22 protein-coding genes are annotated in these 23,612 nt (G+C 54.4%); 11 read left to right on the top strand and 11 right to left on the bottom strand.

The window, feature by feature from the left end:
- Window positions 1-177 precede the first annotated feature (177 nt).
- Window positions 178-999 carry an HTH-type transcriptional regulator HdfR gene (gene hdfR / locus RT340_RS04740; RefSeq protein ID WP_034820037.1) on the bottom strand — a complete coding sequence of 274 codons (822 nt, stop codon included), beginning with the start codon at window positions 997-999 and terminating at the stop codon, window positions 178-180.
- 121 nt (window positions 1,000-1,120) lie between these two features.
- On the opposite strand from hdfR, the gene RT340_RS04735 reads away from it, so the two are divergent.
- Entirely contained in the window at window positions 1,121-1,459 is a 339-nt protein-coding gene (locus tag RT340_RS04735; protein ID WP_034820034.1) for a DUF413 domain-containing protein, read from the top strand.
- Between the two features lie 30 nt (window positions 1,460-1,489).
- On the opposite strand, the gene RT340_RS04730 is transcribed toward RT340_RS04735, so the two are convergent.
- Complete coding sequence (locus RT340_RS04730; protein WP_211729172.1) at window positions 1,490-3,010, bottom strand: YifB family Mg chelatase-like AAA ATPase; 1,521 nt, start codon at window positions 3,008-3,010, stop codon at window positions 1,490-1,492.
- 326 nt (window positions 3,011-3,336) lie between these two features.
- Between RT340_RS04730 and ilvL the strand changes: the two genes are divergently transcribed.
- The 6 genes from ilvL (at window position 3,337) to ilvA (ending at window position 9,899) form a co-directional block, all read left to right on the top strand.
- On the top strand, window positions 3,337-3,435 hold the full coding sequence (gene ilvL, locus RT340_RS04725; protein WP_071531048.1) for an ilv operon leader peptide: 99 nt from the start codon (window positions 3,337-3,339) through the stop codon (window positions 3,433-3,435).
- 149 nt (window positions 3,436-3,584) lie between these two features.
- A complete protein-coding gene (ilvG, locus tag RT340_RS04720; RefSeq protein ID WP_211729173.1) occupies window positions 3,585-5,231 on the top strand; it encodes an acetolactate synthase 2 catalytic subunit in 1,647 nt (548 codons plus the stop codon).
- On the top strand, window positions 5,228-5,485 hold the full coding sequence (ilvM, locus tag RT340_RS04715) for an acetolactate synthase 2 small subunit (protein ID WP_034820026.1): 258 nt from the start codon (window positions 5,228-5,230) through the stop codon (window positions 5,483-5,485). The genes ilvG and ilvM overlap by 4 nt, the downstream gene beginning before the upstream one ends.
- 18 nt (window positions 5,486-5,503) lie before the next feature.
- The gene (locus RT340_RS04710; protein WP_034820022.1) at window positions 5,504-6,433 is read left to right on the top strand and encodes a branched-chain amino acid transaminase; all 930 of its coding nucleotides are present in this window, start codon (window positions 5,504-5,506) and stop codon (window positions 6,431-6,433) included.
- A gap of 61 nt (window positions 6,434-6,494) precedes the next feature.
- A complete protein-coding gene (gene ilvD / locus RT340_RS04705; RefSeq protein ID WP_097119460.1) occupies window positions 6,495-8,345 on the top strand; it encodes a dihydroxy-acid dehydratase in 1,851 nt (616 codons plus the stop codon).
- Window positions 8,346-8,351: 6 nt separating this feature from the next.
- Entirely contained in the window at window positions 8,352-9,899 is a 1,548-nt protein-coding gene (gene ilvA, locus RT340_RS04700) for a threonine ammonia-lyase, biosynthetic (RefSeq protein WP_097119459.1), read from the top strand.
- Here ilvA and ilvY read toward each other — a convergent pair whose 3' ends face one another.
- Window positions 9,900-10,781, bottom strand: coding sequence for an HTH-type transcriptional activator IlvY (gene ilvY / locus RT340_RS04695; RefSeq protein WP_034820008.1), 882 nt, complete (start codon window positions 10,779-10,781; stop codon window positions 9,900-9,902). It abuts the gene before it with no gap.
- Window positions 10,782-10,942: 161 nt separating this feature from the next.
- Here ilvY and ilvC point away from each other — a divergent pair, with 161 nt between their 5' ends.
- Window positions 10,943-12,418 (top strand): ketol-acid reductoisomerase, encoded by a 1,476-nt coding sequence (ilvC, locus tag RT340_RS04690; RefSeq protein ID WP_097119457.1) that lies wholly within the window; start codon window positions 10,943-10,945, stop codon window positions 12,416-12,418.
- A gap of 263 nt (window positions 12,419-12,681) precedes the next feature.
- Here ilvC and RT340_RS04685 read toward each other — a convergent pair whose 3' ends face one another.
- From RT340_RS04685 to RT340_RS04675, 3 genes are all read right to left on the bottom strand, one after another.
- Window positions 12,682-14,016: an MFS transporter gene (locus RT340_RS04685; RefSeq protein WP_034820002.1), complete on the bottom strand. Its 1,335-nt coding sequence runs from the start codon at window positions 14,014-14,016 to the stop codon at window positions 12,682-12,684.
- Window positions 14,017-14,305: 289 nt separating this feature from the next.
- A complete protein-coding gene (gene yhjD / locus RT340_RS04680; RefSeq protein WP_034819999.1) occupies window positions 14,306-15,307 on the bottom strand; it encodes an inner membrane protein YhjD in 1,002 nt (333 codons plus the stop codon).
- Window positions 15,308-15,352: 45 nt separating this feature from the next.
- On the bottom strand, window positions 15,353-16,252 hold the full coding sequence (locus tag RT340_RS04675) for a LysR family transcriptional regulator (RefSeq protein WP_034820092.1): 900 nt from the start codon (window positions 16,250-16,252) through the stop codon (window positions 15,353-15,355).
- A 115-nt stretch (window positions 16,253-16,367) separates the two neighbouring features.
- Here RT340_RS04675 and RT340_RS04670 point away from each other — a divergent pair, with 115 nt between their 5' ends.
- Window positions 16,368-17,126: an SDR family NAD(P)-dependent oxidoreductase gene (locus tag RT340_RS04670; protein ID WP_166935139.1), complete on the top strand. Its 759-nt coding sequence runs from the start codon at window positions 16,368-16,370 to the stop codon at window positions 17,124-17,126.
- A gap of 96 nt (window positions 17,127-17,222) precedes the next feature.
- Here RT340_RS04670 and RT340_RS04665 read toward each other — a convergent pair whose 3' ends face one another.
- A complete protein-coding gene (locus tag RT340_RS04665; protein WP_097119455.1) occupies window positions 17,223-18,071 on the bottom strand; it encodes a PhzF family phenazine biosynthesis protein in 849 nt (282 codons plus the stop codon).
- 113 nt (window positions 18,072-18,184) lie between these two features.
- Between RT340_RS04665 and RT340_RS04660 the strand changes: the two genes are divergently transcribed.
- A complete protein-coding gene (locus tag RT340_RS04660; protein ID WP_313374455.1) occupies window positions 18,185-18,808 on the top strand; it encodes a glutathione S-transferase in 624 nt (207 codons plus the stop codon).
- On the opposite strand, the gene RT340_RS04655 is transcribed toward RT340_RS04660, so the two are convergent.
- A complete protein-coding gene (locus tag RT340_RS04655; RefSeq protein WP_313374453.1) occupies window positions 18,775-20,265 on the bottom strand; it encodes a PLP-dependent aminotransferase family protein in 1,491 nt (496 codons plus the stop codon). The genes RT340_RS04660 and RT340_RS04655 overlap by 34 nt on opposite strands.
- A gap of 136 nt (window positions 20,266-20,401) precedes the next feature.
- Here RT340_RS04655 and RT340_RS04650 point away from each other — a divergent pair, with 136 nt between their 5' ends.
- On the top strand, window positions 20,402-20,989 hold the full coding sequence (locus RT340_RS04650; protein ID WP_313374451.1) for a LysE family translocator: 588 nt from the start codon (window positions 20,402-20,404) through the stop codon (window positions 20,987-20,989).
- A 54-nt stretch (window positions 20,990-21,043) separates the two neighbouring features.
- On the opposite strand, the gene RT340_RS04645 is transcribed toward RT340_RS04650, so the two are convergent.
- The 3 genes from RT340_RS04645 to mqo form a co-directional block, all read right to left on the bottom strand.
- Complete coding sequence (locus RT340_RS04645) at window positions 21,044-21,409, bottom strand: type II toxin-antitoxin system HigA family antitoxin (RefSeq protein ID WP_080748118.1); 366 nt, start codon at window positions 21,407-21,409, stop codon at window positions 21,044-21,046.
- Window positions 21,406-21,711: a type II toxin-antitoxin system HigB family toxin gene (locus RT340_RS04640; protein WP_034820085.1), complete on the bottom strand. Its 306-nt coding sequence runs from the start codon at window positions 21,709-21,711 to the stop codon at window positions 21,406-21,408. Before RT340_RS04640 ends, RT340_RS04645 begins: the two co-directional genes overlap by 4 nt.
- Before the next feature lie 131 nt (window positions 21,712-21,842).
- Complete coding sequence (gene mqo / locus RT340_RS04635; protein ID WP_097119452.1) at window positions 21,843-23,453, bottom strand: malate dehydrogenase (quinone); 1,611 nt, start codon at window positions 23,451-23,453, stop codon at window positions 21,843-21,845.
- Between the last annotated feature and the right edge of the window lie 159 nt (window positions 23,454-23,612).

The following is a 23,612-nucleotide window of genomic DNA, read 5'->3' as shown; positions in this document are numbered from 1 at the left end:
ACCGGTCTCCAAAACCGGGTGTTGGGGGTTCGAGTCCCTCCGCCCCTGCCAGAAAACAATCCTTTGCTTCGGCAAAGGATTTTTTTTGTCCAAAATTTGGCATTTACCTCATAAATTCGTCAGTGAAAAGGGTTTGAGTTTCACTGCGCGACACTCAAACCCCTCTCAATTTCTGCTTTATTGCGTCAATACTGGAAATTTAAGCAGCTGACGAATATGTGCTTGTTGATCGCTATTCTGCAGCCACACCGCATAGAGTGGACGAACGGCAACGGGTGTATCTGGAATAACCATCAAATCACTATAAATGCTGTGCCATGAATCCGGTAAAAATGCGCAGGCGCCGGTAGTGTGGAGTAATTCACGTGTCACATGCGCTGAAGTTGTGGTCAATACTGGCACATCATCACTGGATAAATAACTTTCATGTTGATGAAAATCCGCACCCCATTCCAGTTTAATGTAATCATATTTTTCACGTTTCTCAGTCTTACGTGCGCGGAAGAGCGCGAGTGAAATATGACCAATCTGTTGGCTGGTTAATTCATCCATTTTGGGCGCTTCGGTGGTGATTAAAAGGTCCAACTGACGCTCATGTAATTGCTTTACCAGCAAATGCCGTTGTGCGATACGTGCTTCAAGGTGAAGACTTTCACGATTCTCATAAAGCGTTTTTAACCAAGGGGTTAGATAAGCTTCCCACAACGACGCGCTGGCACCTATCGATAGCTCATGATGCTGTTGTGTATGTGAAACTTCCTTTTTAGCCATCAGCCAGGTACTCATCAGGCTCTCTGCATAGGGTAATAAACGCTCACCCGCAGAAGTCAGCCGAATATTATTTCGATGACGGGTGAAAAGGTTGACTCCCAACTGATTTTCCAGCTGACGAATGCGAAAACTAACGGCAGATTGCGTGAGGTAAAGCGCTTCAGCAGCACGCCCGAAATGGCGTGTTCTGCTCACTTCGAGGAAAGTTTTCAGTAATTCCGTATCCACAGCATTCTCCCAAAAAATGTTTGTCGTACTGATTTAAATGTTTTGTTTTACACTCTGTCAAGCCTATCTAATACTCCGCGCCATAAATAGCACGGCCATAAGAGAGTCGGGAGCGTGTAAAATGGCGGATAGCTTCGCAACAACAAATCGTTTCTTTGATAACAAACATTATCCTCGTGGTTTTTCACGTCATGGTGATTTCACCATTAAAGAAGCTCAGCTTCTGGAACGCCACGGTTACGCCTTCAATGAACTGGACCTCGCCAAGCGTGAACCAGCGACTGAAGAAGAGCGTTCGTTTTTAGAAGTATGTCGTGGGCTGCGTGAGCCGCAAACGGAAGCTGAACGTGTCTGGTCGAAATATACCGCACGTATTAAGCGTCCTAAGCGTTTCCACACATTGTCTGGCGGTAAGCCGCAGATGGACACTGTGGAAGACTTTAGCGATAGCGATGATTAAAAAATAGCGGGGCTTCTAAAGCCCCGTTTTTTATTCCAGACTGTTGTGCAGATAGATGAGCAATCGGTCAATGCTGCGATAACCCACCGCCTCCTGCAAATGCTGTCGTGAAATCGTCTCCTCCCCTGCCAAATCGGCAATCGTCCTGGCGACTTTCAAAATGCGTTGCCACGCGCGCACAGAAAGACCCAGCGAATTCAATACAGCTTCCAGCCATATAGCATCGTCCTGTCTCAGTACACAGCACTGGGCAATCTCCGGATTAGATAAATGCGCGTTTATTTTGCCTGCTCGCTCAATTTGCCTCTGACGAGCAGCAAGGACGCGTTTAAGTACCGTCTCGCTGCTCTCACTGACCTCCTGTTTTTGACTTAAGGTTCCACTGGGTAGCAACGGGATTTCCAGAGACAGATCAAAGCGATCAAGAAACGGACCTGAGAGCCGGCTCAAATAGCGCAGCACCTGTTGCGGCGTGCATCGATTATGACTGCCTTGATAATGCCCGGTAGGGCTGGGGTTCATGGCGCCAATTAACTGAAAGCGCGCAGGATAAGTGACTTTGGCGCGTGTACGGGAAATCGCAATCTCGCCGGATTCAATGGGCTCGCGTAATGCATCCAGTACCTTGCGGTCAAACTCCGGGAGTTCATCCAGAAACAGGACGCCATTGTGCGCCAGAGAGATCTCACCAGGCCGGGGGATTGCTCCTCCTCCCACTAATGCATACAACGAAGCGCTGTGATGAGGTGCTCTGAATGGCCTTCTGCGCCACTGATGATGGAGATTTCGGCTGCTGACCAGGCTATTAATCGCTGCGCACTCCAGCGCTTCCTGATCGTCTAAGGGCGGCATAATGCCGGGCAGGCGGGTCGCCAGCATGGTTTTCCCTGTGCCGGGCGGTCCAAGCAGTAACAGGTTATGCCCGCCAGCGGCAGTGATCTCCAGGGCGCGGCGTCCTTGTTCCTGACCGATGATTTCGCTGAGGTCCTGGCTTTCCTGTTGCAGCGCCTCAGGTTGAGAATACGCAACGGTGAGTGTCGACTGGTTATGCAGGAAAGCGCAGATCTCGAGCAGATGTTTACCGACGAGCGTTTCCCCTTGTTGGATCAATCCGACATCCTGTTGATTCTCTTCAGCTAACACCATCTGCCTGCCGGCTTGCAAAGCAGCCATCGCTGCTGGAATAGAGGCCTGAACGCCACAGAGCGCGCCGTTCAGTGCTAACTCCCCCAGGAACTCATAGTGCGCCAGTTTCGCGTCAGGAAGCTGCTCTGAGGCCGCGAGAATCGCAATGGCGATGGGAAGGTCGTAGCGCCCACCTTCTTTTGGCAGATCGGCAGGAGCCAAATTGATGGTGACGCGTTTCGCCGGGAAGGTGAATCCGCTATTGATAATGGCACTGCGCACCCGTTCGCGGGCCTCTTTTACCGTGGTTTCGGGCAGGCCAACCAGCGTTAAAGCGGGCAAGCCCTTACTGATGTGTACTTCGACCGTTACCAATGGTGCCTGCACACCGAGCGCCGCGCGTGTTAAAACCTTTGATAAAGACATAACCACTCCTTGTTGTCTTCATCATGCGGGGGTCAAATTCAGAATACGAGTGCGATTAAAAAATATCAGTGCCTGATTCCAGCGAATCGCAGATTTTTACGGGACGTTCGCAGCAATTGAGAACAATATCGCAAAACTAAAAGGGCGATTACGCCGCGTAAGTAATGAAAAATATTCACATCTAAAAATAACCTTTAACTTACAAGGCGATAACCCGAGCCGATTGCTTACGTCATAAAAAACATTATGAAAATAATTGTCAACGCGTAGATAACTATGGTAACTCTGTAGGTATTACTTCGAACAATCGAAAAAACAGACAACACATGAAAGCCCTTCTACAAGTGATTAGCCTAGTCGTGATTAGCGTGGTGGTGATTATTATCCCACCGTGCGGGGCATCGCTTGGAGAAAGAAAGGCTTAAAAATCAAGCCCGGAATTCCAAAAACCCCCGCACCGAAAGGTCCGGGGGTTTTTTTTCGACCTGGCTAAATATCAGCGAATCAGCGAGGAACAGATTATGAGCAGTAGCATAAAATTCTGTTGTTCCACCAGGAATACAGGAGAATAACGATGACAGGTGCACAGTGGGTAGTTCAGGCTTTACGCGCGCAAAGTGTCGACACAGTGTTTGGCTATCCTGGCGGCGCAATCATGCCAGTGTACGATGCGCTCTACGATGGCGGCGTGGAACACCTACTGTGTCGTCATGAGCAAGGTGCAGTGATGGCGGCAATTGGTTATGCCCGTGCCACCGGTAAAACTGGCGTGTGTATCGCCACTTCCGGTCCCGGCGCCACTAACCTGATCACCGGTTTAGCAGATGCGTTTATGGATTCCATCCCAGTTGTCGCGATCACCGGTCAGGTTTCATCTGCGTTCATCGGCACCGATGCCTTCCAGGAAATCGACGTTCTCGGCCTGTCATTAGCCTGCACTAAGCACAGTTTCCTGGTTGAATCCCTCGAAGATTTGCCTTCCGTGATGGCCGAAGCCTTTGCCATCGCCCAGTCTGGCCGTCCCGGTCCGGTTCTGGTGGATATCCCGAAAGACATCCAAATTGCTAGTGCCGATTTAACACCGCATTTGCTGCCGGTTGAAGAGGCGATCAGTCATTCGCCAGAGCATATCGCTGAAGCCCGCGCATTAATGGCGCAGTCGCATAAGCCAATGCTGTATATCGGCGGCGGTGTTGGCATGGCACAAGCGGTGCCTGCATTACGTGCCATGGCTGAAGCAACCGGTATCCCAACGGTGTCCACGTTGAAAGGTCTGGGAAGTGCAGACGCCAGCAGCGATCTCTATCTTGGCATGTTGGGTATGCACGGCACCAAAGCTGCCAACCTTGCCGTGCAATCGTGCGATTTACTGATTGCCGTTGGCGCGCGTTTCGACGACCGCGTCACCGGCAAGTTAGACACCTTCGCCCCGCATGCGAACGTCATTCATATCGATATCGATCCGGCCGAGTTGAACAAATTGCGTCGTGCGCACGTTTCGTTGCAAGGTGATTTGAACCAGGTGCTGCCCGCGTTGAGTATGCCGATGCAGATTGAGGGCTGGCGCACCGAAGTAAAAGCGATGAAAGCCGAGTTTGACTGGCGCTACGATCATCCAGGTGAGGCGATTTATGCGCCGCTGCTGCTGAAACAACTCTCCGATCGTAAAACGGACAGCGCGGTGGTGACCACCGATGTGGGCCAGCATCAGATGTGGGCTGCGCAGCACATGAGCTTCACTCAGCCAGAGAACTTCATCACCTCCAGCGGCCTCGGCACCATGGGCTTCGGACTGCCAGCCGCCATCGGCGCTCAGGTTGCCCGCCCGCAAGACACCGTGATCTGCGTGTCAGGCGATGGCTCAATCATGATGAACATTCAGGAGTTGGGCACCATCAAGCGCGGTAAGCTGCCGGTGAAAATCCTGCTGCTGGATAACCAACGTTTAGGCATGGTGCGCCAGTGGCAGCAGCTGTTCTTTGATGGCCGCTACAGTGAAACCATCCTCACCGATAACCCCGATTTCCTTACGCTGGCCAGCGCCTTTGATATCCCAGGCCAGCACATTAGCCGTAAAGATCAGGTCGACGCCGCGATAGATGCTCTGCTGAACAGTGAAGGTCCTTACTTCCTGCATGTTTCGATTGATGAGCATGAAAACGTCTGGCCATTGGTACCGCCGGGTGCCAGCAACGCAAACATGATGGAGAAAACCGCATGAACCAGCATCAATTGTCTATCGAAGCCCGCTTCCGCCCTGAAATATTGGAGCGCATTTTGCGTGTTGTCCGCCACCGTGGCTTCCAGGTGTGCTCGATGAACATGGCATCTGCGATCAACGCTGAGAACATTAATATCGAGATGACCGTTGCCAGTCAGCGTTCGGTCGATTTACTGTCTTCGCAGTTAAGCAAACTTATGGATGTCGCTTGTGTCGAGATCCAGCAACAGACATCACAACAAATCCGCGCTTAGTCGCCAAAGGAAATAACAATGAGTACGAAGAAAGCAGACTTTATTTGGTTCAACGGGGAGATGGTTAAGTGGGAAGATGCCAAGGTCAGCGTCATGTCTCACGCACTGCACTACGGTACTTCAGTGTTTGAAGGCGTACGTTGCTACGACTCACACAAAGGCCCAGTGGTGTTCCGTCACCGTGAACACATGCAGCGTCTGCACGACTCCGCCAAAATCTATCGTTTTCCTATCGCCGCCTCTGTTGATGAGCTGATGGAAGCGTGCCGCGAAGTGATTCGCGTGAACAAACTGAAAAGCGCTTACATTCGTCCATTGGCGTTTGTTGGCGACGTAGGCCTGGGTGTGAACCCACCAGATGGCTACACCACCGACGTGATCATCGCTGCTTTCCCATGGGGTGCTTACCTGGGTGCTGAAGCACTGGAAAACGGTATCGATGCGATGGTGTCTTCATGGAACCGTGTTGCACCGAATACTCTGCCAACCGCGGCTAAAGCCGGTGGTAACTACCTCTCCTCACTGTTGGTCGGCAGCGAAGCGCGTCGCCACGGTTATCAGGAAGGTATCGCTCTCGACACCAACGGCTATATTTCAGAAGGTGCTGGCGAAAACTTGTTCGAAGTGAAAGATGGCATTCTGTTCACGCCGCCGTTCACTTCTTCAGCCCTGCCAGGTATCACCCGTGACGCCATCATCAAGCTGGCGATCGACCTGGGTATCGAAGTGCGTGAGCAAACGCTGTCGCGTGAATCTCTGTATCTGGCTGATGAAGTGTTCATGTCGGGTACTGCGGCAGAAATCACCCCGGTACGTAGCGTTGACGGCATTCAGGTCGGTGCGGGCAAACGCGGTCCAGTGACCACCAAAATTCAGAGCGCATTCTTCGGCCTGTTCACTGGCGAAACCGAAGACAAGTACGGCTGGTTGGATCAAGTTAATCCATAACAAGACAGTTACGCGGGTGCAGCTGCGCCCGCGTCATATTTCAGACTGGAGTAAATAGAGCATGCCTAAGTACCGTTCTGCCACCACCACCCATGGTCGTAACATGGCGGGTGCACGCGCCCTGTGGCGCGCCACAGGAATGACCGACGCCGATTTCGGTAAACCGATTATCGCCGTGGTTAACTCATTCACCCAGTTCGTGCCGGGCCACGTGCACTTGCGCGATATGGGCAAGCTGGTGGCTGAGCAAATCGAAGCCGCCGGTGGTGTCGCCAAAGAGTTCAACACCATCGCGGTGGATGACGGTATCGCCATGGGTCATGGCGGCATGCTGTATTCACTGCCTTCGCGCGAGCTGATCGCCGATTCCGTGGAGTACATGGTGAACGCGCACTGCGCCGATGCCATGGTGTGTATCTCTAACTGCGACAAAATCACCCCCGGCATGCTGATGGCGTCACTGCGCCTCAACATCCCGGTGATCTTTGTGTCCGGCGGTCCGATGGAAGCCGGTAAGACCAAACTGTCTGACAAAATCATCAAGCTGGACCTGGTTGATGCGATGATTCAGGGTGCTAACCCGAACGTCAGCGATGAAGACAGCGATAAAATCGAACGCTCTGCGTGCCCAACCTGTGGTTCTTGTTCAGGGATGTTCACTGCGAACTCGATGAACTGTCTGGCCGAAGCGCTGGGTCTGGCACAGCCAGGCAACGGTTCACTGTTGGCGACCCACGCCGACCGTAAAGAGCTGTTCCTCAACGCCGGTAAGCGCATCGTTAGCCTGACCAAAAAGTATTACGAGCAGGATGATGAGCGCGTACTGCCACGCAACATCGCCACCAAAGCGGCATTTGAGAATGCGATGACGCTGGATATCGCCATGGGCGGTTCCACCAACACCGTTCTGCACCTGCTGGCAGCGGCGCAGGAAGGCGAAATCGAATTCAACATGTCAGATATCGACCGCCTGTCGCGCAAAGTACCGCACCTGTGCAAAGTGGCACCGAGTACGCCGAAATATCACATGGAAGATGTGCACCGTGCGGGTGGCGTTGTCGCGATTCTGGGCGAGCTGGATCGTGCCGGGCTGATCGATACCAGTGCGCGCAACGTTCTGCAGCAGAGCATGCGTGAGACCCTGGATCAGTACGACATCATGCTGACCCAAGACGAAGCGGTGAAGAAAATGTTCCGCGCGGGCCCAGCCGGTATTCGTACCACGCAGGCATTCTCACAGGATTGCCGCTGGGACACGCTGGATGATGACCGTAAAGAGGGTTGTATCCGTACTCGTGAGCACGCGTTCTCTCAGGATGGTGGTCTTGCAGTGTTGTACGGCAACATCTCTGAAGATGGTTGTATCGTTAAGACCGCCAGCGTTGATGCTGAGCTGCTGACCTTCAAAGGTCCAGCCAAAGTTTACGAAAGCCAGGATGACGCGGTAGATGCGATCCTCGGCGGCAAAGTTGTGGCGGGCGATTGCGTGGTGATCCGTTACGAAGGGCCGAAAGGCGGTCCGGGCATGCAGGAAATGCTCTATCCAACCACCTATCTGAAATCCATGGGCTTGGGTAAAGCTTGTGCGTTGATCACCGATGGTCGTTTCTCCGGCGGTTCTTCCGGTCTCTCTGTCGGTCACATCTCACCTGAAGCGGCGAGTGGCGGTACCATTGCGCTGATCCAGGATGGCGACATGATTGAGCTGGATATCCCGAACCGTCGTATCCATCTGGATCTGCCAGACAACGAAATCCACGCTCGTCGTGAAAAAGAGTTGGCGCGTGGCGAAGCGGCCTACACCCCGCACAACCGCGAACGTGCCGTCTCCTTCGCGCTGCGTGCTTATGCATCACTCGCGACCAGCGCTGATAAAGGCGCGGTACGCGATAAGTCCAAGCTGGGAGGCTAACAACTGATGGCTGAGTCTCAACCGCTACCCGCGTCGCCTAACGGCGCGGAGTATTTGCGCGCAGTGCTGCGTGCGCCTGTGTACGAAATTGCGCAGGTGACGCCGCTGCAGAAAATGGAAAAAATTTCATCGCGTCTCGGCAACACCATTCTGGTGAAGCGTGAAGATCGCCAGGCAGTGCACAGCTTCAAGCTGCGTGGGGCATATGCGATGATTGCCGGACTGACCGAAGAGCAAAAAGCACGCGGCGTGATTACGGCTTCGGCCGGTAACCACGCACAGGGTGTGGCACTTTCGGGGAGTCGGCTTGGCATCAAATCACTGATTGTGATGCCGGTGGCCACGGCGGACATCAAGGTTGATGCAGTGCGCGCATTTGGCGGTGAGGTTTATCTGTTTGGTGCTAACTTCGACGAGGCAAAAGCCAAAGCCATCGAGCTGGCCGAGCAGCAGGGTTACACCTTTGTGCCACCGTTTGACCACCCGGCAGTAATTGCCGGGCAGGGCACGCTGGCCATGGAACTGCTGCAACAAGATGCGCATATCGATCGCGTATTTGTACCGGTCGGCGGTGGCGGTCTGGCGGCGGGTGTGGCGGTGCTGATCAAACAGCTGATGCCGCAGATCAAAGTGATCGCGGTGGAGTCGGAAGACTCAGCCTGCCTGAAAGCGGCACTGGATGCGGGCGAGCCGGTGGATCTGGCGCGCGTCGGTTTGTTTGCTGAAGGTGTGGCGGTGAAGCGCATCGGCAGCGAAACCTTCCGTCTGTGCAAAGAGTATCTCGACGACATCATCACCGTGGACAGTGATGCCATCTGCGCGGCGGTGAAAGACCTGTTCGAAGATGTGCGTGCGGTGGCGGAACCTTCGGGTGCGCTGGCGCTGGCGGGCATGAAGAAGTACATCCAGCAGCACGACATCAAAGGCGAGCGCCTCGCGCACGTCTTGTCGGGCGCCAACGTCAACTTCCACGGCCTGCGCTATGTGTCGGAACGGTGTGAAATTGGTGAACAGCGCGAAGCGTTGCTGGCGGTCACCATTCCGGAACAGCAGGGCAGTTTCCTGCGTTTCTGTCAGACGCTGGGTGGCCGTTCGATCACCGAGTTCAACTATCGCTATGCGGATGCCGATAACGCCTGCATCTTCGTCGGGGTGCGCTTAACGCGCGGTCTGGAAGAGCGCAGTGAGATCATCAGCCAGCTCAGCGAAGGTGGCTACCAGGTGGTGGATCTGTCAGATGATGAGATGGCGAAGCTGCACGTGCGCTACATGGTCGGCGGTCGTCCATCGAAACCGCTGCGCGAGCGCCTGTTTAGCTTTGAGTTCCCGGAAGCACCGGGCGCGCTGCTGAAGTTCCTGCAGACGCTCGGCGCACACTGGAATATCTCGTTGTTCCACTATCGCAGCCACGGTACCGATTTTGGTCGCGTGCTGGTGGCCTTCGAAGCCAACGATCAAGAGCCGGATTTCGAAACCCATCTCACGGCGCTGGGCTACGAATGGCACGATGAAGCGAACAACCCGGCGTTCCGTTTCTTCCTCGCCGGGCAGTAACTACAGCAGGTTCCAGAAAGCACTGATAAGCGGCTCCCCGAGCCGCTTTTTTTGTACACACACGCCAAGCTCCAGCGGCGCGACCGACTCGACATTCTCCAGCGTCAGCACGCGATTACGCACCGGCTCCGGGCTGTTCTCCAGCACCACATCCGGCAGCAGCGCAATGCCACATCCCAGCGCCACCATTGAGACAATCGCCTCATGCCCGGAAACCGTGGCGTAAATTTGTGGATTGGGAATGCGATGGCGACGGAACCACAAATCAATGCCGCGCCGCACCGGGCCTTGTTCCGGCACGATAAACGGAATCTGCGACCAATCAGGTTGCGCCTGTGTGGCCTGGCTGCGCACCGCACACGGCAGCGCGGGCGCGATCAGCACCAGCGGAAGAATGGCGAGCGGTGTGAAGTCGATGCTGGCGGGCAGCGATTCCGGACGTCCGGCAATGGCCAAATCTGCCTCGCCAGATTGCACCATCTCAATTGCGTCGGCGGCATCGCCGGTGGTGAGTTTGATTTCCACCTGCGGATGTTCGGCGCGGAAGCGATCGAGAATCGGCGGCAAATGGCTGTAAGCGGCGGTCACCGAGCAAAAAATGCGCAGCTCGCCGCTCAGTGAAGGGCCGTTCAGATCCATTACGTGGCGCAGCTGTTGATATTGCAACAAGGTTTGCTGAGCAAATTGCTTAAGGCGCTCGCCGGCTTCAGTGAGCGTCACGGTGCGGTTATCACGCAGGAACAGCGCGTGACCGACATCTTCCTCAAGGCGCTGAATCTGGCGAGAGAGCGTGGAGGGACTGACGTGCATAGCACGCGCGGTGCGACCAAAGTGACAGCTTTCGGCCAGATGAAGAAAGAGCTTCAGGTCTCGTAAATCCATGCGCGTTTCACCTCAACGTGTTGTTGCAAATTCTGCAATGTGACCTTGCTAATATATCAATTTAAGCAATGGATTTCCTGTCATATGATGGGGTCATTCGCGGCACTGAATACGGTGCTGTTACCGAACAAAAGCAAACACAACATCTAACCGGAGTACCCATGGCTAACTACTTCAACACATTGAATCTGCGCAACCAGTTAGCGCAGTTAGGCAAATGTCGTTTCATGTCACGCGATGAATTCGCGGATGGCGCTAGCTTCCTGAAAGGCAAGAAAGTCGTTATCGTTGGCTGTGGCGCTCAGGGTCTGAACCAGGGCCTGAACATGCGTGATTCCGGTCTGGATATCGCTTATGCACTGCGTGCTGAAGCGATTGCTGAGAAGCGTGCTTCTTTCCGCAAAGCGACCGATAACGGTTTCAAAGTGGGTACTTACGAAGAGCTTATCCCACAGGCGGATCTGGTGGTTAACCTGACGCCAGACAAGCAGCACTCAGCGGTAGTTAAAGCGGTACAGCCTCTGATGAAAGATGGCGCAGCGCTGGGCTACTCACACGGTTTCAACATCGTTGAATCTGGTGAAACCATCCGTAAAGACATCACCGTGGTGATGGTAGCACCGAAGTGCCCAGGCACCGAAGTGCGTGAAGAGTACAAGCGTGGTTTCGGTGTGCCAACCCTGATCGCGGTTCACCCAGAAAACGATCCAAAAGGCGAAGGCCTGGCAATCGCTAAAGCCTGGGCTGCTGCAACCGGCGGCGACCGTGCTGGCGTGCTGGAATCTTCCTTCGTTGCTGAAGTGAAATCTGACCTGATGGGCGAGCAGACTATCCTGTGCGGTATGCTGCAGGCCGGTTCTCTGCTGTGCTTCGATAAGCTGGTGGCTGAAGGTCACGACGCGGCTTATACCGAAAAACTGATTCAGTTCGGCTGGGAAACCATCACCGAATCACTGAAATTCGGTGGCATCACCCTGATGATGGATCGCCTGTCTAACCCGGCGAAAATCCGTGCTTACGCACTGTCTGAGCAGCTGAAAACCATCATGGCTCCGCTGTTCCAGAAGCACATGGATGACATCATCTCTGGCGAATTCTCTTCCGGCATGATGGCTGACTGGGCGAACGACGACAAAAACCTGCTGACCTGGCGTGAAGAGACCGGTGCAACTGCATTCGAGAACGCACCACAGTTCGAAGGTAAAATCGACGAGCAAGAGTACTACGACAAAGGCGTTGTGATGGTTGCCATGGTGAAAGCGGGCGTTGAGCTGGCCTTCGAAACCATGATCGATGCAGGCATCATTGAAGAGTCTGCTTACTACGAATCACTGCACGAGCTGCCGCTGATCGCGAACACCATCGCACGTAAGCGTCTGTATGAAATGAACGTGGTTATCTCTGATACCGCAGAATACGGTAACTACCTGTTCTCCTTCGCGGCAGTACCGCTGCTGAAAGAGTTCATGACCACGCTGCAGCCAGGCGATCTGGGCAAAGCGATTGAAGGCACTCAGGTTGATAACGCACAGCTGCGTGACGTTAACGAAGCCGTTCGTCAGCACCCAATCGAAGCGGTTGGCCGCAAACTGCGTGGCTACATGACCGATATGAAACGCATCGCGGTTGCTGGCTAATCCCCGCACGACACCGTTTTCAGCACAAGAAGAACCCCGGCTTGCCGGGGTTTTTTTATGCCTGATCAGATAGGTTTCTCACACTCAGACACGACAAAACACCATTGAGCCGTAACGCATGGCGATCACGCAGTCCGGGGCCGCTTAGGGTCTGGCGTCCTCGCGCCGCTAACGCGGTGCCCTCATGTCATTCGCCCGTATCTCAATTCCGACCCAATAAAAAACCCGGCCTGAGCCGGGTTCATCATATCAATCTGCAACCATCACACCGCTTCGTACAGCGTCTGATGGCGCGTCTCTTTACAGGCAATCAGCGCAATCAGCGTCAGCACGGCCATGGAAGCCAGATAAAAACCGACCGCCTGCAAACCGTAGTTAGCGTTCAACCATGTTGCAATATAAGGCGCAACCGAGGCACCGAGAATTGACGACAGGTTATAGGAGAACGACGCGCCGGTATAACGGACTTCGGTCGGGAACAGCTCTGGCAGCAGCGCACCCATCGGCCCAAAGGTGAGACCCATAATGCTCAGGCCCAGCAGCAGGAAGCCCATCACCAGAATCTGTGAGCCTGAACCCAGCAGCATCGGGAACATCAGTGCGAAGGCAATGATCAACAAAGTAATGGTGATCATGGTGCGACGACGGCCATAGCGGTCTGCCAGCAGGCCCGCAATCGGTACCATCACACCAAAGCCAATCACCGCCACCATCAGCATCCACAGGAAGCTATTACGGGAAAAGCCTAAGCCCGCTGGCGCCGGTGCAGTGCCGTAACTCATCGAGTAAACGGTCATGATGTAGAACAGCGTATAGGTCGCCAGCATGATGAAGGTGCCAAGAATCGTAGCGGTCAGATGCTTGCTCAGCAGCGTGCCGATCGGCATTTTGACCTGCTTGTTCTCTTTCTGCACTTTGGCAAACACCGGGCTTTCATGCAGCGAAACGCGCACATAAAGGCCAATCAGTACCAGTACGGCTGAAAGGATAAACGGCACACGCCAGCCCCAGTTCATGAACTGCTCATCGGTCAGCAGCCAGGAGAGCAACAGGAAAGTACCGTTGGCGAAGAAGAAGCCAATTGGCGCGCCAAGCTGCGGGAATGAACCATAGAGCGCACGTTTTTTCGCTGGCGCATTTTCGGTTGCCAACAGAGCGGCGCCGCCCCATTCACCACCAAGACCCAGGCCCTGACCAAAGCGCGCCAGCGCCAGCAGCAGCGGAGCAGCAACGCCAATGGTTTGGTATCCAGGCAGCAGACCGATCAATACGGTAGAGACGCCCATGGTCAGCAGCGATGCCACCAGGGTGGCTTTACGGCCTACACGGTCGCCAAAGTGACCGAACAGCGCAGAACCAATCGGGCGCGCGACGAAGGCGATAGCAAACGTAGCCAGCGACTGTAGCGTTGCCACGGTGGCATCACCCTGCGGGAAGAAAATATGCGGAAAGACGATGACGGCCGCAGTGGCATAAATATAGAAATCGAAGAATTCGATCGCGGTGCCGACAAGCGATGCCACGACCACTTTGCCGCGTGAGTTTACGGGCGTGTCGTCGTGTTTTTTGTCGAGTGTTTCTGTGATGGAGGCTTGCATGACTGTTTCTTAATTGTAAATGTAGACAGAGAATCTTACGCACCTGTTTTGCGGCATTCAATGATGAAAACCCGCGCCAGAACAGGCATTTTCGGCGAAAAAGTGGATAATTTCTGAGTTGCGGCAATCGGCGGGTGATGGGAACGAGAAGTGTCACTTTTTTGGCGGGAATCTCTGCAAAAGGGCCAAATTAAAGTGACCCTTTAGCGTTTCCTGCTGGTTTTTGCTGGAATAATAGCCAGCAGGAAACATTTTTAGCTGTTGCGGCAAATGTAACAATTTTGCGATGTCAATTGCCCTGATGCGGCTGCGGCATCTCTTTATCATCCTTGTATTTTGCGGTGGCTATCCACGCGGCGCAGAACAGTGTCAGACGGGCAAAGAAGTAAAAGAACGCCATTAATCCCAGCACTGAACCAAAGGCTGCCCCAGAGGGCGAAGTGGCCAGCTTTGGCAGCGTCAGCGTCATCACAAATTTAATCACTTCAAAACCAATCGCCGCCAGCAGCGTGCCGCGAAATAGTGCTTTTTTGCGCGGCTTATGGCGCGGCAGAATCCAGAAAATCCACAGGAACAACAGATAGTTGGCAAAGATGGAAATCGACAGCGCAATGATGGTCATTGCCGGGCGCAGCCACTCGATATCCTCCAATCCCAACGCGTTGACGATGGCATTCTGCGCGGCACCGGCAATGGAGGTCAGCGACAGGGTAATCACCAGCGCCAGCATCAGACCCAGCAACGACACCAAATCACGCGCATATTTCTTCCATAACTTCTCTTGATCGTCCGGCTTACGCTCCCAAACATCACGCGATTGCGCGCGCACCGCCTCGCGCAAATTGCCCATCCAGTTAATGCCAGAGTAGAGCGCCAGCAGCAAACCGGTTAACCCGACCGTCGCGCGCTGCTGAATCGCGGTGTTCACGGTGTTCTTTAGCGTAGTGGCCAGCGTAGGATCGCTGATGCTGTTAACGATTTTGTTGATCAACTCGGTGAGTAAATCCTGATTCGACGCCAGCACAAAACCGACTGCCGCAAAGGAGACCATCAAAATCGGTATCAGAGATAGGAAGGAGAAGTAAGTGATCGCTGCGCCAAACTGGCTGCCGAGGCGATCGTTAAACCGATCCAGCGCGCGCATAAAATGCGCCACCGCCGGAATGGCCTGGAACCAGGCCGCAAAGCGCGACACGTTCTGGATTGAGCCATCCACGGTTTTGTTACCGGTCTTGATATCTATCAGCGGCTTCTTTTCAGCCGTGGGTTCTTGGTTAGGTTTGTCTGTCATAGACGATAATCATCCTGTTCACTGCGAAATTAAAATTATAGCCCTTTATGTCACATACTCCTGCAACACCTGACTCAGCCACTCCATAAACACCCGCACGCGACGTGCTACGTTGCGGCGATGTGGGTAAAGCAACGAAATCGGCATCGGCTTGGCGGGGAAGTGATGCAGCACTTCCACTAACTGGCCTGATTCCAGCAGTGGCTGCACACCAATCGCGGGCACCTGAATAATGCCTAATCCCGCGATGCAGGCGGCACGATAAGTTTCGGTGCTGTTCACCGTCACCACGCCGCCGGTCTGAACATAGTGGCACTGCTTACCATCAAAATATTCAAACCCCAAAGAGGGCTGCCCCAGCTGCTGGGTGTAATGCACCATCGCGTGCTGTGCAAGATCTTCGAGGCGCACCGGCATGCCGAAGCGGGAAAGGTAGTCGGGACTGGCGCAATTAATCAAGGCATGTGATCCGATTTTTCGCGCAATCAGACCCGAATCTTTCAGCTCGCCCACGCGGATCACGCAGTCAAAACCTTCACGAATCACATCCACCTGGCGATCGCTGCTGCTAAGCTCAATTTCGATGCCGGGATAATGCTGCAGAAATTCTGGCAGACGCGGCAGGATAAATCCGGTGGCCATGGCGACGGACATATCGACACGCAGCTTGCCGCTTAGCGTGCCGGGATCGTGCTGGAACAGGCTGTCCATATCGTCGAGCATCGACAACAGATCAAGACAACGATCGTAGTAGACCAGCCCATCCTGGGTGAGATGAACACGCCGCGTGGTGCGATGCAGCAGACGCGTGCCCATTTGATTTTCCAGCGCCTGAAGCTGGCGCGATACGCTGCCTTTTGGTAGTCCAAGACTTTCAGCCGCACGGGTAAAACTGCCCATTTCTGCCACCCGCACAAAAACCTGCATTGCGTGAATTTTATCCATGTTGTTCACCGATTGTTGTTGTTAGTGAAACAGTGCTGCGTATTCCTCTGCGTTTATAGATCAATTTATAGCGAATATCCTTATCCCGTGTTCAATTTTCCATCTGGAGCGAAACATGAGTCATAAAATTGCATTGATTACCGGCGGTAACCGCGGTTTGGGCAAGAATGGTGCGCTGAAACTGGCGGCCAAAGGCGTAGATATCCTTTTTACCTATCGTGGTCATGCGGAAGAAGCGCAGGCCGTGGTGAAAGAGATTGAAGCATTGGGCGCACGTGCGGTGGCGTTACAGCTGGATGTCGGCGACAGCAGCACCTTCGACAGCTTCGTGGCGCAGGTGAAAGAGACACTGCAAAAAACCTGGCAACGCGACAACTTTGATTATTTAGTGAACAATGCCGGTCACGGTCACTACAAGTTGTTTGCGGAAACCACCGAAGAGGAGTTTGATGCGCTGATCAACGTGCACTTCAAAGGGCCTTACTTCCTGACGCAGAAGCTGCTGCCGTTGATCGTTGATGGTGGTCGCATCCTGAACATCTCCAGCGGATTAACACGCATGACGTTGCCGGGATCAGGCACCTATGCCTCGGTGAAAGGGGCGATGGAAGTGCTGACGCGCTATCAGGCCAAAGAGCTAGGCGAGCGTCGTATTCGCGTCAATATTCTGGCGCCGGGTGCGATTGAAACTGATTTCGGCGGTGGACGCGTGCGCGATACCAAAGATCTCAACGATCACATTGCCTCGGTGACATCGCTGGGCCGCGTTGGCCAGCCAGATGATATTGGTGACGCCATCAGCGCCATCCTGAGCGAAGAAACCGGCTGGATCACCGCGCAGCGTATTGAAGCTTCAGGTGGGCAGGCGTTGTAAGAATGCACGATTAAGCACGCTGTAATAATGCGCGATAAATCGCGCCGCTACGCAACCGTGCAGATGGCCGTAGCGGCGCAATTTATTGCGCGTATTTTAGATCTCAATCGTCCCGTCAATCACGGTCACCGTCTGGCCGCCAATCCAGATGCTCTCACCACTAAAACTCACCTGAATCCGTCCTTCACGCTGAATGGCGCTGCCCTGACGTGCGCGATAATCCTCAGTTTTCCCCTGCGCCGCAAAGTAACGTGCCAGACAGGCGTTGGCGCTGCCGGTTACCGGATCTTCGGTCAGGCTGCCGTTCTCAACCAGCAGCGCGCGCACTTCGAATTGCTCGCCGCAATCCTCTGGCAGCGGGCCAAACAGCGCAGTCCCATTGACGTCGGCATGCTTTTGCAAGCGCAGCAGATCCGCCGCGCTGGCCTGCACATCCAGCACCGCCTGTGCGCTGTTCATCGGAATCAGCAGCCAGCGAATGCCCATATCGACAATGGTCGGCGTCTGGTTGGTGTCAAAGGCCTCGCTGTTCAATGCGCTGCTCATCAACGCGTCATCAAATGGCGTCAGCGTGACGTTGGGGGCCGCGAAGGCCAGCGCGCCATCCTCGCTAATGCGCACATCCACCAGGCCGACGCCGCACTCTTGCACAATCTTGCCCGGCGTTTTCACTTGCCAGCCCGCTTCCAGCAAGGCGTGAGCTGTGCCCAACGTCGGATGCCCGGCAAACGGCAATTCCCCTTCGGTGGTAAAAATGCGCACCCGGTAATCGGCTGCGGTATCCTGTGTTGGCAGGACAAAGGTGGTTTCCGACAAATTGGTCCAGCGGGCAATAGCAGCCAGCTGGGCGTCACTTAATCCCTCTGCATCCATAATCACTGCCAGCGGATTACCTTTGAACGCTGATGAGGTAAACACATCCACCTGCTTAAACGCGACTTTCATTTTCACTCCTTGCTGGTTGAGGCACTCTGACATCCTGATTTACATCCTGCAGATTGCTAATGGCAGCCAACAGGACTATGAATAGGTTAAGAATTCTGGAATCGGAGTCCGCTATGTTAAAAGTTCTTGGTCGTACTTCTTCAATCAACGTGCGCAAAGTTCTGTGGTTGTGTTCAGAACTGGATCTCGCGTATGAGCTCGAACCCTGGGGTGAAGACCCGCAATCGCTGCACTCGGCGGAATTCATGGCGCTCAACCCTAATGCCATGGTGCCGGTGATCATCGAAGATGACTTCGTGATGTGGGAATCCAACGCCATTCTGCGCTATCTCGCCAACAGCAATGGCGGCGACTGGCTCTATCCTGAAAACCCACGAGCGCGTGCACCGGTGGATCAGTGGATGGACTGGCAAGCCACCGAACTCAATACTTCCTGGCGCTATGCGTTTATGTCACTGGTGCGCAACTCGCCCGCCCATCAGGATCCGCGTTTGCTGGCCGCCGCGATTAAAGGCTGGACGCACACCATGAATATTCTTGACCAGCATCTGCAAAAAACCGGGCGCTACGTCGCAGGACGCAATTTCTCGCTGGCAGACATTCCGGTGGGGCTTGCAGTCAATCGCTGGTTTGAAACCCCGCTGGAGCACCCTGAATTTCCCTCCGTACAACTCTATTACGAGCGTCTGACCGAGCGTGAGGGCTACACCACCTGGGGCCGCAACGGCAAACCCTGATCCTGTCCCGGTGCCAGGCCTGTGATTTCGCAGGCTAGCGCGCCGGTGCGTTTCAGCGCCCACGTATAACGCTCATCAAACGGATAACAGCAGGAGAGGCGCAGTGCATGTTTATAACGGTCGCTCAGCGAATAGAGCGCTCCCGGCGTCACGCAAATCTGCTCCTGCAATAACCGATGGAACATCTCCACGGTATCCACTTTCCCCGGCAACTCCACCCAAAACACAAAACCACCTTTTGGCAGCGTAGCGCGTGTCCCCTGCGGAAAATGGCGCGCCATGATGCCGCGCGCCGCATCGAGATTGGCGGCATAGCGGCGGCGCAGCGAGCGCAGATGATGATCGTATCCGCCGCTGGCGAGGAATTCGGCGAGGGTTTCACACAACAACCGCGATTCAGACATCGATGAGACAGCTTTCAAACGGGCGATGGTCTGATGGAAACGACCGGCCGCGGTCCAGCCCACGCGGAAATCCGGCGCCACGGTTTTGGTAAAGCTGGTGCAGTAAATCACCCAGCCCTCGCTATCAAAGGCTTTCACCGGCGGCGAGAGTGGCCAGTCGAACTGCAGCTCGTCATACAGCCCATCTTCGAGCATCGGGACGTGGTAAGTATTCACTAACTTCGCCAGTCGCTTCTTATTTTCCAGGGGCATCACATAGCCCAGCGGGTTCTGCGCGCCGGGCATGGCGATCAGCGCCTGAATGCGCTTCTCCTGTAACAACATCTCCAGCGCATCCAGCGACAACCCTTGCTGAGGATCGGTGGGAATCTCCAGCGCCTTCAGGCCCAGAGAGGCCAGCAGGGGGAACAGGAAGAAGTAAGTGGGAGATTCCAGCCCAATGCAGTCGCCAGGCTTGGTCACCGCCCGCAGCGCCAGCTGTAACGCTTCCATGCAGCCGTGGGTGAGGGTGATCTCTTGCGCGGTCAGATTGATACCGGTGTGCAGACTGCGACGTGCAATCTCCTCCCGTAAGCGCTCACTACCCGGCGGGAGCGCATAGCGCCCGACGATGTCGGGATTGTGCCGTAAAATGCCCGAGGTAATTCGGCCTAAGCGCGCTGCCGGATAAAAGGTGCCATCCTGCGGACAGGCCAAAGAGATATTGGTGTAATCGGCATTATTCTGCGCGGCAAACACCTGCTCAATCAGTTCCAGCTTCTGCGTGCTCGGGTCGTTGATTTTCGCGGGCAGCGGTTTGACCGGACGCGTCACGGCTGGCATCACGCCACGCACGTAATAGCCCGATTGCGGACGCGCTTCAATCAGGCCGCGATCTTCAAGGATTTGCCAGGCATTAAGCACCGTATTGACACTAACCTGATGCGATTGTGCCACGCGGCGGATGGCGGGCAGCCGTTTTCCCGGTTTCAGCGTGCCCTGATGAATCGACTCGGCAAAGCTATCTGCCAGCTGCTGATACAGCGTTTGACCGGATGAAAGGGGAAGGGACACAAAAGCCTCCGCGTGCGATGGGTACAATCTAAATTATTATTAACTGTATCCATTACAATAGTGGTTTTGTGTCTCTGTTTCCATCGCCCGATACGCATTAGCATGATGTTAACTTTGAACCATCAGGAAGCGCATCATGCTCGACCCTTCATTCTTCAGCTACGTCACGGTGATGTCGATCACCCCCGGCCCGAACAACCTGCTGCTCGCCACATCGGGCGTCAATTTTGGTTTCAAGCGCACCTTGCCGATGCTGTTTGGCATTCTGGTGGGCTGTGCGATACAGATGCTGTTGGCAAGTATGGCGTTGGATGTGTTGCTGCACTGGATGGCATCCATTCGTTTACCACTCACGATGGTGGGATGCAGTTACTTACTCTGGCTGTCATGGAAAATTTTTCGTGCTGCAGCACCAGAAGCGCGTGAACGCCCGCGGCCAATGACGCTAGTGGGCGGCATCTGTTTTCAGGCGGTGAATCCCAAAGCCTGGCTGATGGTGACTAACGTGGCGCTGATGTACGCCAACAGCAACGGCGTCATCACTGTGTTGCTGGGGTTTGCTGCATTGAATCTGCCCTGCATCTTGATCTGGGCCGCAATGGGTGATCGTCTGCGCAGTCACTTGCAGGTGGCGTGGAAACGTCAGGCGTTTAACAGTTTGATGGCGCTGTCGCTGGTGGCCACCACAGGTTGGATGTTGTATGACGCGGTACTGCTGAGTTAAAACCAAGCATGCAATAGAAGCAAATGGGGCGCTATCATTGGCCCCCCTGCAATTTTAGAGACCCACCAGGCTCTCTAAAGGAATGCCAAACTGCTTGTGCAGATTGCGAATCATCTCCAGAGACAAAGAGCGTTTGCCGTTTAACACTTCATAGACGCGATTACGTCGGCCTATGGCAGGCTCCAGATCTTTGGCAGTCAATCCCTGTTGTTCCATACGAAATTTAATCGCCTCAATCGGATCGGCAGCTTCAATAGGGTAGTGCTCTTTCTCCCACGCTTCGATCAGCATGCTCATCACAATCATATAATCGCTTTCTGGCGTGCCCAGCTCAGGCACATCATCAAAGAGCGGAGAGATGGCCTCCAGGGCCGCTTCGTAATCAAGTTCGTTGCGAATGGGTTTAATGGTCAGTGTCATTTACGTTGCTCCACTGTGTTTGCGTCAATGGCATCGTATTCCCGGTGTGTGCCGATAAATTTTATAAAAATCAGCTTCTGCGGGTAAGCGATGGCCGCAACCAGTCGATAATCATTTCCCTTAATGTTAAATACCACGCGACTGCCTTTCAAAATGCTGGCGCTGCGGTATTGATCCTTGATGTCTGCTGGATTTAACCAATTGGTCTTTTGCGCTTCATCAATCCAGGCTCTCAACGGCTGAGCTGAGTCGGGGTTCGCCGTCATGAACTCCCTGAGTGTCCGTACCGATATGATTCTCATGTAGCGCATCTTAGTCCCGCCTTGGGACTATAGCAAACTTATATCCCAATTTGGGACATTTCTCGCATTTAGCCATAAAAAAGGCCGCTTGCGCGGCCTTATCATTATTCACGGCAATCAGGATTGCCTGGTTACTTCCCCACCACGTGCGCCGTCTCGCGGGCTTCGTCGTTCGCCGCGTCTGGCGTAACGATCGGTGCGTAATCGAGTTGCAGTACGCGGCTGGTTTCCGCCAGAATCTTCTCGGTCAGCGCTACGTCACCGTTCATCTTACGGCCCCAGGTTGGGATCACCGCGCGAATTTTGGTCTGCCACTCTGGTGAACGCATCTGCTCAGGGAAGGCTTTCGCCATCAGCTCCAGCATAATCGGCGCTGCAGTAGATGCCCCCGGCGAAGCGCCGAGCAGGGCTGAAATCGAACCATCTTCAGAGGTCACGACTTCCGTGCCTAAACGCAGTACGCCGCCCTCTTTCTCATCGTTCTTGATGATCTGCACGCGCTGGCCAGCAGTGACTAAACGCCAGTCTTCCTGTTTCGCCTGCGGCACATAAGCACGCAGCGCTTCCATTCGATCGTCATCGCTTTGCAGCACCTGATCGACCAGATATTTCACCAGGTCAAAACTCTTCAGGCCGACCTGCATCATCGGCAACAGGTTGCTGCCGTTCATCGCGCCGAACATATCCAGCAGCGAGCCCTGTTTCAGGAATTTGGTCGAGAAGGTGGCGAATGGGCCAAACAGCAGTACCTGCTTACCATCCAGCACACGCGTATCCACGTGCGGTACTGACATCGGCGGCGCGCCCACGCTGGCTTTACCGTACACTTTCGCCATGTGCTGCTGCACCACTTCTGGATTCTCGGTCACGAGGAAGGAACCGCCCACCGGGAAACCGGCGTAGCCTTTCACTTCCGGGATGCCGGATTTTTGCAGCAGTGGCAACGCCGCACCGCCCGCACCGATAAACAGCTGGCGCGTGGTCAGCAGGCGATTTTCACCGCTGGCCAGATTGTGTAGCGTCACTTGCCAGCGGCCATCGCTCAGGCGCTTGATATCACGCACTTCCTGACGCAGACGCAGGCGGAAATTGGCTTTCTTCTGTAAAGAGGCAATCAGTTGACGCGTCACTTCACCGAAGTTGACGTCGGTGCCCATTTCGGTCCAGGTGGCCGCCACTTTCTGTTTGCTGTCACGGCCATTCATCACCAGCGGAATCCACTGGGTGATCTGGTCGCGATCTTCTGAATAGTTCATGCCACGGAACAGGGTGCTTTTTTGCAGCGCCTGGAAACGTTTGCGCAGGAACTCAACGTTATCGTCGCCCCAGACGAAGCTCATGTGCGGCGTACTGTGGATAAAGCTTTTTGGATTGCGCAGGTTGCCTTTCTGAACGTGGTACGCCCAGAACTGACGAGAAATCTGGAACGATTCGTTGATCGCCACCGCTTTTGCAATGTCGATGCTGCCATCCGCCTTCTGCGGCGTATAGTTCAGCTCGGCCAACGCAGCGTGACCGGTCCCGGCATTATTCCAGCCATTGGAGGATTCCACCGCGACATCGTCGAGGCGTTCCACCATCTCAATCGACCAGTCCGGCTCCAGATCCTGCAGCCATGCGCCAAGGGTGGCACTCATCACGCCTGCGCCGATCAGCAGTACGTCGACATCCTTTCGTTCCTGAAGGTTTGCGCTATCCATACCAGCGGCGGCGAGCGCCAGGTTTACCGCAGTAGTACTCATGAGGCGACATCTCCTCTCTCTGTTGACCTGAAGTTCAACAGGTTCGCAGGCGAAACAGCCACGCTTCTTTCGAGCGCGTCGCGCTATTTCTCAAAGGTTAAGACTCAGGTTTAAGTCAGGGGACGATAACGGTTAACTGCACGTTATGCATATGCATTT

It is taken from the genome of Pantoea sp. CTOTU50773 (assembly GCF_032082325.1).
Classification (GTDB): Bacteria; Pseudomonadota; Gammaproteobacteria; order Enterobacterales; family Enterobacteriaceae; genus Pantoea; species Pantoea communis.
This window is presented reverse-complemented; position numbering and strand designations above follow the sequence as displayed.